The organism is Pseudoxanthomonas sp. 97-1-1, assembly GCF_057773125.1.
In genome coordinates this window covers 866,509-879,883 of record NZ_JBYMTJ010000002.1, presented here as the reverse complement: position 1 = coordinate 879,883, position 13,375 = coordinate 866,509, and the positions used below count along the sequence as shown (strand labels likewise).

Below are 13,375 nucleotides of genomic sequence, written 5' to 3'. Positions count from 1 at the left end.
CTCAGGCGGCTTGGTCGCGGATCAGGCCGTACAGCACGTCCACGATGTCCTGCACCGTGCGCACCGACTTGAAGGCATCCGGCTGCAGGCTGCGCCCCAGCAGTGGCTTGAGCTGCACGATCAGGTCCACCGCATCGATGCTGTCGATGTCGAGATCGTCGTAGAGACGGGCCTCGGGCGTGATGCGCGCGGGCTCGATCTCGAAGCTGTCATGCAGGATCGTGACGATCCGGTCGAAAAGTTCGTTCTTGGTCATGTTGCCAGTCCTACCCGTCCCTGCTCAGGCCTTGCCTTGCGAGGCGACGAAATCGGCCAATGTGCGCACGCTGGCGAAATGCCGACGGGTTTCCTGCGAGTCGGCCGAGAGCGCCACGCCATACCGCTTCTGCAGCGCCAGGCCCAGTTCGAGCGCGTCGATCGAATCCAGGCCAAGGCCTTCCACGAACAGCGGCGCGCTGGTGTCGATGTCGTCCGGGGAGATGTCCTCCAGCGACAACGAAGAAATGATCAATTCCTTGATCTCGTGCTCAAGTGCCTGCACGCGATGGATCTCCCGCAAAGTAGATGGCCAGATATTCCGTGAGTCGCCGGGCTGCCAGCGCCTCTCCCCCCGCCGATGGGTCCGCCCCCTCCGTTCCATTCAGGAACGGGGCGATCGGCAGGTCTTCCTGAACATCGATCACCATATGGAACCGCACCGGCGGCACACGATACCACTTATCCCCTTTCCCCAACGTCGGTGGCAAGCACGTGATCCGTACCGGCGTGATGTCCAGTCTGCCGCGCACCGCGATGTTGGCGGCGCCGCGCTGCAGCTTCAACGGCTGCCCCGGCGTGGTTCGCGTGCCCTCGGGGAAAATGACCAGCGCGCCGCCCGCCCGCACTGCGGCGATGCAGTCCTCGACCAATCCCGCACCGTCGTCGTTGGATACGTAACCTGCGGCCCGTACCGGCCCGCGCATGAACGGGTTGCGCGCGACCGCGGACTTCACCACGCAGTCGGCGTTCGGCAATAGCGACACCAGCAGGACCACGTCGATCAAAGAGGGATGATTGGCCAGCACCAGCAGACTGTCGCGCGCCAGGCGCTCGCGCCCACGGATCTCGTAGGTCATCACGCCCAACCGCCGCATCAGTTCGACATGCGCGGCAAAGCTGCGCTGGACGAGGCGGCGGGACCAGCGGCGGCGGCGCTCCGGGTCGCGCACCAGCCACAGGAGGGGCGGCAGGACGCAGGCGCCCAGCAACAGTCCGCCGGCTCCAAACGCCAGGAAGCTCAGCCCGGTCCCGACGACACGCCACGCATGATCCAGCCGGTCACGCATCTCGCCGCCACTGCCACGCCATCCCGTCACTGATCCAGCGCAGGGAGGGGTCGCCGGACAGCAGGAAACGCAAGACATCCAGGCCATGCGGCAAGTGGCTGGCTTCTGCATCCGTCTCGCCGGCAACGCCTTCGCTTCCCCACCCGAGTCGCAACGTGGGCGCAGCGCCATCGGCAGGCGCCAGTCGCCAGCACCAGGCAAAGCCGGCATCCGGTTCATCCGGGAACCCCGCATAGATCGCCGGCAACGGAGCGTCGTAGACGACCAGCATCACTTCCGGCGCGCCGTCTGCGAGCAACGCGGCGGCCTCCACGCATGCGGTTTCGACGGTCGCCATGCCGCCCGCCAGCGCAATGTAATTGCCGCGCTGGCGCCGGAGGATGGAATACAGGGCGGCGATCGCGTTGTGGACCGACAGGCCGAACGTCGTCGGCGATGGCGGCTGCTCAGCCGCGAGTGCTTCGAGCAGTTCCATCGAACGCGCCACGTCGCCATGCCGGGACGCGAACACCATCGGCACGCCATGTTCTTCCGCGCGCTGGCACCAGCATGCCGTCTGGATCGCCATCCGGCCGAGTCGCTCGATGCGACGGCGCTGCATGGCCGGAACCTCGGTGAGCGCAGGCGTGTCGTCCCCCATCGGCAGCCAGGGCGCCCTGGCCCACGCGCGCCATGCGTCGTGGTCCACCAGTCCCGGTGCCCATGCGCTCCATTCCTTCACTGAGAAACCGATCATCCGCCGCGCAAAGCCCCGCCGATTCCGAATCGCCCTATTTCACCCGCATGCCCGGAGATTCGCCAGTTGTGAATTTTTTCGTAAGGGATGCTTGCGCATCGCAAAGAGGCTGGCTATCATTTCGCTCCTGCCAGCACGTTGGGGCCATAGCTCAGCTGGGAGAGCGCCTGCATGGCATGCAGGAGGTCGGCGGTTCGATCCCGCCTGGCTCCACCAACATCCGGACAATAGGCCGTCCGGAATGAAAAACCTGGCAACATTTTACGTGTGTCCCCATCGTCTAGAGGCCTAGGACATTACCCTTTCACGGTAGCGACCGGGGTTCGAATCCCCGTGGGGACGCCAACTATCTTGCAGGCCCGGGAAACCGGGCCTCTTTTTTTGCGTTTCTCCCGGTCGAAGGATCGTAACGCGGCTTTCGCAGGCATTTACAAGAAACTCACCGCAAACGGCGTAGAAGCGACTCCACGCTTCCTTCCCTCGCAATGGATCGGCAGGCGCGTGTACCCAGTAGGTGCAGTCGAAGCTGGTGCCCCTTTGCCGGAGCCTGCCGTCATGACACACGATTCCCTTGCCGACGAACTGGTCGCCCAGCTCCCGATCAACCGCGATACGCGGTGGACCGCGGGTTCGCTGGGCCTGGATGAAGCCGCCTTCGACGCGGTCGCCCAGCGCCTGCTCGAACTCGAAACGCTGGGCGCCGTCGACGTGATGAACCTGTCGCGTGACGCGAACAACGGACTGCGCCGCCTCAATGCCATCCGCTTCATGCGGGTGGCCTGACGCTGCTGCGGTCGGGGTTGCGCGTCAGGCGACGTCGCGCGTGATGGTGGCCGGGCGGAGGGTCGCCACGCCGTGGCCCTGTTCCGCTAGGTATTCAAGCCATTTGCCCAGGAACGTATTCATGTGCATCCGATGGCTGATCACCTCCGCCGGTGGGGGGTACAGGCCGATGACATCCTGCCAGCGCCTGCCGACATAGCAGTGCGTGGCCTCCGCCTGGTGCGCGTCGCGGTACAGGCGCACGAAGGCGGAAGGATCGGGTTCGCCCGTGAGCGGATCGCAGAGGTCATAGGTCAGTCGCAGTTCCACCGTGTAGCGGTGCGTCTCGATGACCTCCAGGCGCACGTCCAGCCCATCACCGATGCTGGACAGGTACGTTCCCGGCTGCAGGTGCTCCGGCGCGAACAGCCGCGTGAGCCGCGCATGGTTCTCCGCGTAGAGCGCCATCAGCCAGCCGAAGCGGCTGAGCCGGGGGATGCGTGCGGTGCGTGCGAGGGCCTGGGACATGGGTCGATCCTACACGCCGAACCGCACGCGCGGCAGCATTGACGACCCGTGGCGTGCGGCCTAAGTTAAGGGTTCCCCGGCGTTGCTTTCCGGGCCCACGCAAGCGCCCTCCCCTCAGTACATGTCGCGCTGCAGGCCCAGCGTGGACAGGACCTTGCTCGAGATCTCCTCGATCGACTTGTTGGTCGTGCTCAGCGTGGGCAGGCGCTCGACCTGGAACATCGCCTCGGCGGCGGCCACTTCGCGCTTGCAGGTTTCCATCTTCGCGTAGCCCGAATTCGGCCGGCGTTCCTGGCGGATCTGGTGCAGGCGGTCGGGGTCGATGGTCAGCGCAAACAGTTTCCGGCGATAGGGTCGCAGGCGCGCAGGCAGGCGATCGGTTTCAAGGTCGCCATCGGTCAGCGGGTAGTTGGCCGCGCGGATGCCGTAATGCAGCGCCAGGTACACGCAGGTCGGCGTCTTGCCGGCGCGCGATACCGCCACCAGGATCACGTCGGCCTCGTCGTAGTTCACCGCCATGCCATCGTCATGGGTCAGCGCGAAGTTCATGGCGTTGATGCGGCGGTGGTAGGTCTCGAAGTCCACCAGGCCGTGCGCCTGGCCCACCCGTGATTGGCGTTGCTGGCCGAGCTCGCGCTCCAGCGGCTCGATGAAGGGGGCGAACACGTCCAGCATCAGCGCCCCGCTCTCCGCGATGCATGCACTCAGCGCCGGATCCACGCAGGAGTTGATGACGATGGGACGACTGCCCAGCTTTTCGCCCGTGCGCCGGATGCGGTCGGCGGCATCCCGCGCTTTCTCTTCGTCATCGACGAAGGACAGGCGATCCGTCTGGAAGCGCATGCCCGCGAATTGCGTCAGCAGGCTGTGGCCGATGGTCTCGGCGGTGATACCGGTGCCATCCGAGACGTAGAACACCGCACGCAGCTCAGACATGGCCACCCGTTCCCTGCTTCACCATGGAAATCCCCTTCAGATCAAGCTTGTCTGCAATTGGTATGCACTGCATCATATCGCTTCTTTCCCCATGGACACGGCACCCCACGCCGATGGTCATCGGCATGGCGCGGCCTGCTTCGGAGCATTGCGCTTGAACGAGAACATCCTGTGGTTGCACGAGCTGCGCCTGGCCGACCTGGCCCGCGTGGGTGGCAAGAATTCGTCCCTGGGCGAAATGATCGGCCACCTGGCCAACCTGGGCGTGTCGGTCCCGGGCGGCTATGCGACCACGGCCGAGGCCTTCAAGGCCTTCATCGCCCACAACGATCTGTCCAAGCGCATCTTCGACAAGCTGGCCACGCTGGATGTCGAGGACGTGGCGGCGCTGACGGCCGCCGGCAAGGAGATCCGCGGCTGGGTGATCGACGCGCCGCTGCAGCCTGACCTGGATGCGGACATCCGCACCGCCTACGCCACGCTGTGCGCCGGGAACGGCGGCGGCGAGGTGGCGGTGGCCGTGCGCTCGTCGGCCACGGCCGAAGATCTGCCCGATGCCAGTTTTGCCGGCCAGCAGGAGACTTTCCTCAACGTCACCGGCGCCGACGATGTCGTGCACAAGGTGAAGGAAGTCTTCGCCAGCCTCTACAACGACCGTGCGATCGCCTACCGCGTGCACCACGGGTTCAAGCACGAAGACGTGTTCCTGTCCGCCGGCGTGCAGCTGATGGTGCGCTCGGGCGTGGGCGCCTCCGGCGTGCTGTTCACGCTGGACACCGAATCCGGTTTCCGCGACGTCGTCTTCGTCACCTCCAGCTTCGGCCTGGGCGAGATGGTCGTGCAGGGCGCGGTGAATCCGGACGAGTTCTACGTCTACAAGCCCACGCTCAGGCAAGGCAAGCCGGCCATCCTGCGTCGCTCGCTGGGCGGCAAGGCGCTGCGCATGGTGTATTCGGACGTGCCGGGCGAGCGCGTCAGGACCGAAGACACGCCGGTGGCGCTCCGCAACACCTTCTCCATCAGTGACGCCGACGTGCAGGAGCTGTCGAAGCAGGCGCTGGTGATCGAAGAACACTACGGCCGCCCGATGGACATCGAATGGGCGAAGGACGGCGTGACCGGCAAGCTGTTCATCGTGCAGGCACGTCCTGAAACGGTGAAGTCGCGCGCCAAGGCCACGCAGATCGAACGCTACGCGCTGCAGCAACGCGGTGACGTGATCGCGGAAGGTCGCGCCATCGGCCAGAAGATCGGCAGCGGCGTGGCCCGCGTGGTCCGTTCGCTGGACGACATGGCCCGCGTGCAGCCCGGCGATGTGCTGGTGGCCGACATGACCGATCCCGACTGGGAGCCGGTGATGAAGCGCGCCAGCGCCATCGTCACCAATCGCGGCGGCCGTACCTGCCATGCCGCGATCATCGCACGCGAGCTCGGCGTGCCGGCCGTCGTCGGCACCGGCAACGCGCTGGACCGGATCGAGGACGGCGTCGAGGTCACCGTCAGCTGCGCCGATGGCGATACCGGTTTCATCTACGCCGGCAGCCTGCCGTTCGAACGCACGACGACCGACCTCGCGGCGATGCCCGAAGCACCGCTCAAGATCATGATGAACGTCGCCAACCCGGAACGCGCGTTCGATTTCGGCCAGCTGCCCAACGCCGGCATCGGCCTGGCGCGCCTGGAGATGATCATCGCCAGCCACATCGGCGTGCACCCGCTGGCACTGCTGGAATACGACCGCCAGGACCTGGATGTCCGCAGGAAGATCGATGCCAAGACTGCAGGCTATGCCGACCCGGTCAGCTTCTATGTCGACCGCTTGGCCGAGGGCATCGCTACCATCACCGCTTCGGTCGCGCCGCACCCGGTGATCGTGCGCCTGTCCGACTTCAAGTCGAACGAGTACGCCAACCTGATCGGCGGCACGCGTTACGAACCGCATGAAGAGAACCCGATGATCGGCTTCCGCGGCGCCAGCCGCTATGTCGATCCGTCGTTCGAGCCGGCGTTCGCGCTCGAATGCCAGGCCGTGCGCCGCGTTCGCGACGAGATGGGCCTGGACAACCTGTGGGTGATGATCCCGTTCGTCCGGACGCTGGAAGAAGGCCGCAAGGTCATCGAGGTGCTGGCCAAGCATGGCCTTCGCCAGGGCGAGAACGATCTGAAGATCATCATGATGTGCGAAGTGCCGTCGAACGCGCTGCTTGCCGAAGAATTCCTCGACATCTTCGACGGCTTCTCGATCGGCTCCAACGACCTCACCCAGCTGACGCTGGGCCTGGACCGCGATTCCAGCATCGTCGCCAACCTGTTCGACGAACGGAATCCCGCCGTCAAGAAGCTCCTTTCGATGGCGATCAAGGCAGCGCGTGCCAAGGGCAAGTATGTCGGCATCTGTGGCCAGGGCCCCAGCGATCACCCCGACCTGGCCGAATGGCTGATGGCCGAGGGCATCGAATCGGTGTCGCTGAATCCGGATACCGTGGTCGATACCTGGTTGCGGCTGGCGAAGACGAAGGCGGGTTGATCCGCTGCGATCATCTTCACGCAAACGCGGTTACCATCCTCCTGTAAACCCGGCACGCCCCTGATGGGGCGTGCTGCATTTCAGGAGTCCTGCATGTCCGCGTCCCCCACCACGCCCCCTGCCCTCCCCGACATCCCCACCGAACCGACGGTACTGCTCAACGAGCTGCGCGGTATCGACTGGCTTCAACTGCTGGAAACCTGGGGCCTCAAGCTGCTCGCTGCGGCCGTCATCTTCCTGGTGGGGATGTGGCTGGCCAAGCGGCTGAGCGCGGGGTTGGAACGCGTCCTCGGCCGCACGCACGCGGACGCCACGCTGGGCGGCTTCCTGCGCCGCGCGAGCTACGCCGCCATGATGGTGCTGGTCATCATCACCGCGCTCACCTCGCTGGGGGTGAATCCCACGTCCATGCTCGCCGTACTGGGTGCCGCCGGTCTCGCCGTCGGCCTGGCGCTGAAGGATTCGCTGTCCAACATCGCGTCCGGCGTCATGCTGATCGTGCTGCGTCCGTTCCGCGACGGCGACTTCGTGCAGGCCGGCGGGCTGGAAGGCATCGTCGAGGAAGTCCGCATCTTCCAGACCCGGATGCGTACGCTCGACAATCGCCTGATCGTGCTTCCGAACAGCCTGATCACCACGGCGCCGATCATCAATTTCACCGCCAAGCCGCACCGGCGCATCGACATCCCGGTCGGCGTCGGCTACGACGACGACCTCAAGCAGGCGAAGCAGATCCTGCTGAAGATCGCGCAGGACCATCCTCTCGTGCTGCCGGACCCGGCACCGAGCGTCATCGTGTCCAAACTGAGCGAAAGCAGCGTCGACCTGATCCTGCTGGCGTGGGCGAAGACCAAGGATTTCGGCGAGACGAAGAGCGACCTGACCGAAGCCGTGCGTACCGAGATCATCGGCAACGGGCTCAATATCCCGTACCCGCAGCGCGACCTGCATGTGTACCACCACAACAGCGACGGCACGCCCCTGACCGACATCATCACCAAGGGTGTTGCCGACGATGGAGACGTGGCCAAGCCAACCGTGTAGGAGCGGCTTCAGCCCCGACCACGGCCTGAGGGAGAAGCAGCGGGGCTGAAGCCCCTCCTAGAGGGCCTCGCCGGCGAGCGCCGCCATGTGCCTGCGGTAGTGGCGCAACTCCTCGATGGAGTCGCGCACGTCACTCAGTGCGGTGTGGCTGGATTGCTTGCGCACCCCTTCCAGCACCTGCGGCGCCCAGCGGCGCGCCAGTTCCTTGAGCGTACTGACATCCAGGTTGCGATAGTGGAAGTACTTCTCCAGCCGCGGCATCAGGCGATGCAGGAAGCGACGGTCCTGGCAGATCGAGTTGCCGCACATCGGGGAGGCGCCAGCGGGCACCCACTCGTTGAGGAACGCAACAGTCTGCGCTTCGGCCTGGCCCAGGGTCACCTGGCTCTCCACCACCCGCTTCCACAAGCCCGATTTGCCATGCTGGTTGCGGTTCCAGTCGTCCATCGCCTCCAGCACCGCGACCGGGTGCGCGATCGCGAACTCCGGACCTTCGGCAAGCACATTCAGGCGGGAATCGGTGACTACCGTGGCGATCTCCAGGATCGAATCGCGGTCGGTGTCCAGGCCGGTCATCTCCAGGTCGATCCAGATCAGGCGGTCGTTGTGCGTGTTTTGCGATGCCATGCAGCAGTCCGTGACGGAAAGAAGGCCCGGGTATCCACACCGGGGATGCGGGCGTGCCGCATCATGTCATCATAACGCAGACCATTCCCGTGACCGGCCCATGAATCCGACCACCGACCACGCCGTGCTCACCGCGATGCTGGCGCCGGCGTTCTTCCTGACCGCGACCGCATCGTTGTTGCTGTCGGCCAACAACCGTCTTGCACGCATCATCGACCGGGCGCGCACGCTGCTGCGCGAGCTGGCCGACATGGAAGATGACGCGGAGCGCGCCCTGCTGGAAAAGCGCATAGCGCTGCAGCGCCAGCGCAGCCTGATCATCCTGCGCGCTGGCCAGCTTCTCTACGGTGCCATCAGTTGCTTCGTCGGCACCAGCCTGGCGGTGGCGGTGGATACGTTCACCGGACACAGGCTGGGCTCCCTGCCCACTTGGCTTGCGGCCCTGGGGGTTGTGGCCATGCTCGCGGCCAGCCTGCTGCTTGCCCGTGAATCGACACTGGCTGTCACGGCGATCAATGAAGAGATGGACCACCGCAAGGTGAAGCGCAAGGCGCCCCCATCCGCCGGCTAGACCAGGGGACGGCCGCGCTTGGCGCGGAAGTAGTTGGTCAACCGGCGCCCCGCTTCTTCACCCAGTACCCCACCCAGCACCTCCACGCGATGGTTGTGGCGTGGGTCCGCGATCACGTCGAACACGCTGCCGCAGGCACCCGTCTTGGGATCGCCGGCACCGTAGACCAGCCGCGCCACGCGTGCATGCACCAGCGCCATCGCGCACATGGCGCACGGCTCCAGCGTGACATACAGCGTGGTGCCGACCAGGCGGTGATTGCCCGATACCCTGCCCGCCTCGCGCATCGCCACGATCTCGGCATGTGCACTGGGGTCATGGTCGAGGATGTTGCGGTTCCAGCCTTCGCCAAGCACCTGGCCGTCGGCACCGACCAGCACGGCACCCACCGGGATCTCGTCGAATTCGCGCTCGGCGCGGTCGGCCAGCGCGAAGGCGCGGCGCATCCAATGCAGATCGTCCAACGGCGGAGTGGATGTCTCAGCCATCGCTCGTCCAGACCTTCGCTTTGCCGCCGTGTGTCTTAACCTTCCAGAAGGATCGCGAGAGCTTTTCCTCTGCTCTCGACAATGCGACAACATGGTCTCCGAGACTTACCCGACTGGTAACTCGAACGACTGCGTCCCTGCCTCCAGGCGACACCTCGACTCCCTTCACGTCGTAATCGACATCCAGGCTGAGTAGGCCGCGGGAGCGCTCGGACAAGAGTTGCGTCAGCGCCATTGCATCCTTCACGTCCGCGCATGCCTGATGCCGGTCTTGCATGGATGTCCTCGCAGGCCCCTCCCCGTGCTCCGTCAACGACATGCTGAAATCATCCGCCATCGTCTCGCATAGCCGGTCGGCATCTTGCTGCTCATATGCCCTCAGCTGATCGCCATAGAATTCCCTGACGTGCGCTTCGGTAATCACCGACCCTGTTTGATATACGTACCCCGCGACCAGCGCTGCTGCGCCCAATGCCAGAACAGTCTTAATCATCGTCATTCCTTGTGATGTGACCGATAAGACCGGCTACACCTGCCGGCCTGCACAGCATGTTACCTACAAGGAGCGCTGAGATAGTGGCACCAGCTCAGTGACATGATGCTTGGATCTCAACGCACATTCCCTGCGCGGGCGAAGCGTGATCCTTGTCCGTATCGCCCCGACGAGCAACGGGAGGTATCCCGTTTGCCGGGGAAACAATCACTCCCACTCGATCGTCGCTGGCGGTTTGCCCGAGATGTCGTAGACCACGCGCGAGACGCCACGCAGTTCGTTGATGATGCGATTGGAGACCGTGCCCAGGAAGTCGTACGGCAGGTGCGCCCAGTGCGCGGTCATGAAGTCGATGGTTTCGACTGCGCGCAGCGCGATGACCCACTCGTAGGCACGGGCGTCGCCCACCACGCCCACCGACTTGACCGGCAGGAACACCGCGAACGCCTGCGAGGTCTTGTCGTACAGGTCGGCCTTGCGCAGTTCGTCGATGAAGATCGCATCCGCCTTGGCCAGCAGTTCGGCGTACTCCGGCTTCACCTCGCCCAGAATGCGTACACCCAGGCCGGGGCCGGGGAACGGATGGCGGTAGACCATCGTGCGCGGCAGGCCGAGTTCCACACCCAGGCGGCGCACTTCATCCTTGAACAGTTCGCGCAACGGCTCCACCAGGCCCAGCTTCATGTGCTCGGGCAGGCCACCGACGTTGTGGTGGCTCTTGATGACGTGCGCCTTGCCGGTCTTGCTGCCGGCCGACTCGATCACGTCCGGGTAGATCGTGCCCTGCGCCAGCCACTTGGCGTTCTTCAGCTTGTTCGATTCTTCCTCGAATATCTCGACGAACAGGTTGCCGATGATCTTGCGCTTGGCTTCGGGATCGTCAACACCCTTCAGCGCGGTGAAGTAACGGTCGGCGGCATTGACGCGCACGACCTTCACGCCCATGTGCTCGGCAAACATCGCCATCACCTGGTCGCCTTCCTGCCAGCGCAGCAGGCCGGTGTCGACGAACACGCAGGTCAGCTGTTCACCGATGGCCTTGTGCAGCAGCGCCGCGACAACCGACGAATCCACGCCGCCCGACAGGCCCAGGATCACTTCATCGGAACCGACCTGCTCGCGCACGCGGGCGATCTGGTCGTCGATGATGTTGGCGGCGGTCCACAACGTCTTGCAGCCGCAGATCTCCGCAACGAACCGGCGCAGCAGCGTCTGGCCCTGTTTGGTGTGCGTCACTTCCGGATGGAACTGCACGCCGTACCAGTGCTTCTCTTCCAGCGCCATCGCCGCAACCGGGATGCGGTCGGTGGTGGCGGTGATCGTCCAGCCCGGCGGCGCTTTCGCGACGTGGTCGCCGTGGCTCATCCACACGTCGATACGCGGCGCGCCCTGGTGATCGCTCAGGCCGCCCAGCAGTGCGTCATGCGCGACCAGCTGCACTTCGGCATGGCCGAATTCGCGTGCATCGGCGGCTTCCGTCGTGCCACCCAGCTGCGCGGCCAAGGTCTGCATGCCGTAGCAGATGCCCAGGATCGGCAGCCCGCTGTCGAACACCTGCTGCGGTGCTGCGGGCGCGCCGTGCTGCGTGGTCGATTCCGGGCCACCGGACAGGATGATGCCCTTGGCGCCGAACTTCGCGATCTCCTCGGGATCGTGGTCCCATGCCCAGATCTCGCAGTAGACGCCGATCTCGCGGATGCGGCGGGCGATCAGCTGCGTGTACTGCGCGCCGAAGTCGAGGATGAGGATCTTGTCGGTATGGATGTTGGTCATGGTGTCCTGCGGCTACAAAAACGAAGAAGGGAAACGCTGGCGTCTCCCTTCTCCGGCAACGATCAGCCCATCCGGTAGTTCGGTGGCTCTTTGGTGATCTGCACGTCGTGCACGTGGCTCTCGCGCTGGCCGGCGCCGGTGATGACCACGAACTTCGGCTTGCTGCGCATCTCCTCGATGGTCGCGCAGCCCACGTAGCCCATCGTGGCACGGAGGCCGCCGACCAGCTGGTGGATGATGCCGCCGACCGAACCACGATAGGGCACGCGTCCCTCGATGCCTTCCGGCACCAGCTTGTCGGCGTCGCTGGCGTCCTGGAAATAGCGGTCCTTGGACCCCTTCTCCATCGCACCCAGGCTGCCCATGCCGCGGTAGCTCTTGTAGCTGCGGCCCTGGAACAGTTCGACTTCGCCCGGCGCTTCCTCGGTGCCGGCGAACAGGCCGCCGATCATCACCGTGGATGCGCCCGCGGCGATCGCCTTGCCGATATCGCCCGAGTAGCGGATGCCGCCGTCGGCGATCAGCGGGATGCGGTCCTGCAGGGCTTCGGCCACCATGTCGATGGCGGTGATCTGCGGCACGCCCACGCCGGCCACCATGCGGGTGGTGCAGATGGAGCCCGGGCCCACGCCGACTTTCACCGCGTCGGCACCGGCATCCATCAGCGCCAGCGCGGCATCGCCGGTAACGATGTTGCCGCCGATGACCTGCAGCGACGGGAAGCGCTTCTTGACCCAGCTCACGCGGTCCAGGACGCCCTGCGAATGGCCGTGCGCGGTATCCACGATGATCACGTCCACGCCCGCAGCCACCAGCGCTTCGACGCGCTGGTCGGTGTCGCCGCCCACGCCGACGGCAGCACCCACCATCAGGCGGCTGGAACTGTCCTTGGCGGCATTGGGGTTGTCGGTCTTCTTCTGGATGTCCTTGACGGTGATCAGGCCGCGCAGGTCGAAGGCATCATTGACCACCAGGACCTTCTCGATGCGGTGCTTGTGCAGCAGTTGCAGCACTTCGCCATCGCTGGCGCCTTCCTTCACCGTGATGAGGCGATCCTTCTTGGTCATGATGTGGCGGACCGGATCGTCCAGCTTCGTTTCGAAGCGCATGTCGCGGCTGGTGACGATGCCGACCAGCTGGCCGCCATCGACCACCGGCACGCCGGAGATGTTGCGCGCGCGGGTGAGCTTGAGCACTTCGGCGATCGTGGTTTCGGGCCCGACGGTGAAAGGCTCCTTGATCACGCCGGCTTCGAACTTCTTGACCTTGGCCACTTCGGCGGCCTGCTGTTCGACGGTCAGGTTCTTGTGCAGGATGCCGATGCCGCCCAGCTGGGCCATGGCGATGGCCAACCGCGCCTCGGTGACGGTATCCATCGCCGCCGAGACGATCGGCAGCTTCAACCGCAGGTCGCGCGTCAGCCGCGTTTCCAGGTTGACGTCCTTGGGCAGGACGGTGGAATGGGCGGGGACGAGGGAGACGTCGTCGTACGTCAGTGCTTCAGCCTGGATGCGCAGCATCGGCGGGCCCGGATAGTTGGGGAAGCGCGGCATTATACCCTGATC

15 protein-coding genes and 2 tRNA genes are annotated in these 13,375 nt (G+C 65.1%); 6 read left to right on the top strand and 11 right to left on the bottom strand.

What is annotated here, in order from left to right; translation table 11 throughout:
- Position 1: 1 nt before the first annotated feature.
- From AC3DET_RS11370 to AC3DET_RS11355, 4 genes are read right to left on the bottom strand one after another with little or no spacing between them, the layout of a single operon-like run.
- Entirely contained in the window at positions 2–256 is a 255-nt protein-coding gene (locus AC3DET_RS11370; RefSeq protein WP_142124725.1) for an acyl carrier protein, read from the bottom strand.
- A gap of 24 nt (positions 257–280) precedes the next feature.
- Positions 281–550 carry a phosphopantetheine-binding protein gene (locus AC3DET_RS11365; protein ID WP_488391733.1) on the bottom strand — a complete coding sequence of 90 codons (270 nt, stop codon included), beginning with the start codon at positions 548–550 and terminating at the stop codon, positions 281–283.
- Positions 528–1,325, bottom strand: a complete 798-nt coding sequence (locus tag AC3DET_RS11360) for a lysophospholipid acyltransferase family protein (RefSeq protein ID WP_446539200.1) — start codon at positions 1,323–1,325, stop codon at positions 528–530. Before AC3DET_RS11360 ends, AC3DET_RS11365 begins: the two co-directional genes overlap by 23 nt.
- The gene (locus tag AC3DET_RS11355) at positions 1,318–2,061 is read right to left on the bottom strand and encodes a beta-ketoacyl synthase chain length factor (RefSeq protein ID WP_488391642.1); all 744 of its coding nucleotides are present in this window, start codon (positions 2,059–2,061) and stop codon (positions 1,318–1,320) included. The genes AC3DET_RS11360 and AC3DET_RS11355 overlap by 8 nt, the downstream gene beginning before the upstream one ends.
- A gap of 140 nt (positions 2,062–2,201) precedes the next feature.
- On the opposite strand from AC3DET_RS11355, the gene AC3DET_RS11350 reads away from it, so the two are divergent.
- From AC3DET_RS11350 to AC3DET_RS11340, 3 genes are all read left to right on the top strand, one after another.
- Positions 2,202–2,277: transfer RNA gene (locus AC3DET_RS11350), tRNA-Ala, on the top strand.
- 53 nt (positions 2,278–2,330) lie between these two features.
- Positions 2,331–2,406, top strand: a tRNA-Glu gene (locus AC3DET_RS11345).
- Between the two features lie 210 nt (positions 2,407–2,616).
- Entirely contained in the window at positions 2,617–2,844 is a 228-nt protein-coding gene (locus AC3DET_RS11340) for a hypothetical protein (RefSeq protein ID WP_142124729.1), read from the top strand.
- Between the two features lie 24 nt (positions 2,845–2,868).
- Here the strand turns inward: AC3DET_RS11340 and AC3DET_RS11335 are convergent, their stop codons facing one another.
- Together AC3DET_RS11335 and ppsR are read right to left on the bottom strand one after the other, a co-directional pair.
- A complete protein-coding gene (locus tag AC3DET_RS11335) occupies positions 2,869–3,351 on the bottom strand; it encodes a DUF1249 domain-containing protein (protein ID WP_488391641.1) in 483 nt (160 codons plus the stop codon).
- 114 nt (positions 3,352–3,465) lie between these two features.
- Positions 3,466–4,287 (bottom strand): posphoenolpyruvate synthetase regulatory kinase/phosphorylase PpsR, encoded by an 822-nt coding sequence (gene ppsR, locus AC3DET_RS11330; protein ID WP_192202550.1) that lies wholly within the window; start codon positions 4,285–4,287, stop codon positions 3,466–3,468.
- Positions 4,288–4,441: 154 nt separating this feature from the next.
- Here ppsR and ppsA point away from each other — a divergent pair, with 154 nt between their 5' ends.
- Positions 4,442–6,814 (top strand): phosphoenolpyruvate synthase, encoded by a 2,373-nt coding sequence (gene ppsA / locus AC3DET_RS11325; RefSeq protein ID WP_488391640.1) that lies wholly within the window; start codon positions 4,442–4,444, stop codon positions 6,812–6,814.
- A gap of 63 nt (positions 6,815–6,877) precedes the next feature.
- The gene (locus tag AC3DET_RS11320; RefSeq protein WP_488391639.1) at positions 6,878–7,858 is read left to right on the top strand and encodes a mechanosensitive ion channel family protein; all 981 of its coding nucleotides are present in this window, start codon (positions 6,878–6,880) and stop codon (positions 7,856–7,858) included.
- A 57-nt stretch (positions 7,859–7,915) separates the two neighbouring features.
- Here the strand turns inward: AC3DET_RS11320 and orn are convergent, their stop codons facing one another.
- On the bottom strand, positions 7,916–8,485 hold the full coding sequence (orn, locus tag AC3DET_RS11315; protein ID WP_488391638.1) for an oligoribonuclease: 570 nt from the start codon (positions 8,483–8,485) through the stop codon (positions 7,916–7,918).
- Between the two features lie 100 nt (positions 8,486–8,585).
- On the opposite strand from orn, the gene AC3DET_RS11310 reads away from it, so the two are divergent.
- Complete coding sequence (locus AC3DET_RS11310) at positions 8,586–9,056, top strand: DUF2721 domain-containing protein (RefSeq protein WP_337732019.1); 471 nt, start codon at positions 8,586–8,588, stop codon at positions 9,054–9,056.
- Here AC3DET_RS11310 and tadA read toward each other — a convergent pair.
- The 4 genes from tadA to guaB all read right to left on the bottom strand — a co-directional run bounded on the left by tadA (position 9,053) and on the right by guaB (position 13,330).
- Positions 9,053–9,544, bottom strand: a complete 492-nt coding sequence (tadA, locus tag AC3DET_RS11305; RefSeq protein WP_488391637.1) for a tRNA adenosine(34) deaminase TadA — start codon at positions 9,542–9,544, stop codon at positions 9,053–9,055. The two genes, AC3DET_RS11310 and tadA, sit on opposite strands and share 4 nt — an antisense overlap.
- Positions 9,537–10,037, bottom strand: coding sequence for a hypothetical protein (locus tag AC3DET_RS11300; protein WP_488391636.1), 501 nt, complete (start codon positions 10,035–10,037; stop codon positions 9,537–9,539). The genes tadA and AC3DET_RS11300 overlap by 8 nt, the downstream gene beginning before the upstream one ends.
- A 207-nt stretch (positions 10,038–10,244) precedes the next feature.
- The gene (gene guaA, locus AC3DET_RS11295) at positions 10,245–11,810 is read right to left on the bottom strand and encodes a glutamine-hydrolyzing GMP synthase (protein ID WP_488391635.1); all 1,566 of its coding nucleotides are present in this window, start codon (positions 11,808–11,810) and stop codon (positions 10,245–10,247) included.
- A 62-nt stretch (positions 11,811–11,872) separates the two neighbouring features.
- Positions 11,873–13,330: an IMP dehydrogenase gene (gene guaB, locus AC3DET_RS11290; RefSeq protein ID WP_192202786.1), complete on the bottom strand. Its 1,458-nt coding sequence runs from the start codon at positions 13,328–13,330 to the stop codon at positions 11,873–11,875.
- Positions 13,331–13,375: the final 45 nt, after the last annotated feature.

Bases quoted from the DNA above. Each gene is read 5' to 3' on its own strand.
- AC3DET_RS11370 (WP_142124725.1), bottom strand. From the start codon at position 256: ATGACCAAGAACGAACTTTTCGACCGGATCGTCACGATCCTGCATGAC.
- AC3DET_RS11360 (WP_446539200.1), bottom strand. From the start codon at position 1,325: ATGCGTGACCGGCTGGATCATGCGTGGCGTGTCGTCGGGACCGGGCTG.
- AC3DET_RS11355 (WP_488391642.1), bottom strand. From the start codon at position 2,061: ATGATCGGTTTCTCAGTGAAGGAATGGAGCGCATGGGCACCGGGACTG.
- AC3DET_RS11340 (WP_142124729.1), top strand. From the start codon at position 2,617: ATGACACACGATTCCCTTGCCGACGAACTGGTCGCCCAGCTCCCGATC.
- AC3DET_RS11335 (WP_488391641.1), bottom strand. From the start codon at position 3,351: ATGTCCCAGGCCCTCGCACGCACCGCACGCATCCCCCGGCTCAGCCGC.
- ppsR (WP_192202550.1), bottom strand. From the start codon at position 4,287: ATGTCTGAGCTGCGTGCGGTGTTCTACGTCTCGGATGGCACCGGTATC.
- AC3DET_RS11320 (WP_488391639.1), top strand. From the start codon at position 6,878: ATGGGGCGTGCTGCATTTCAGGAGTCCTGCATGTCCGCGTCCCCCACC.
- orn (WP_488391638.1), bottom strand. From the start codon at position 8,485: ATGGCATCGCAAAACACGCACAACGACCGCCTGATCTGGATCGACCTG.
- AC3DET_RS11310 (WP_337732019.1), top strand. From the start codon at position 8,586: ATGAATCCGACCACCGACCACGCCGTGCTCACCGCGATGCTGGCGCCG.
- tadA (WP_488391637.1), bottom strand. From the start codon at position 9,544: ATGGCTGAGACATCCACTCCGCCGTTGGACGATCTGCATTGGATGCGC.
- AC3DET_RS11300 (WP_488391636.1), bottom strand. From the start codon at position 10,037: ATGATTAAGACTGTTCTGGCATTGGGCGCAGCAGCGCTGGTCGCGGGG.
- guaA (WP_488391635.1), bottom strand. From the start codon at position 11,810: ATGACCAACATCCATACCGACAAGATCCTCATCCTCGACTTCGGCGCG.
- guaB (WP_192202786.1), bottom strand. From the start codon at position 13,330: ATGCTGCGCATCCAGGCTGAAGCACTGACGTACGACGACGTCTCCCTC.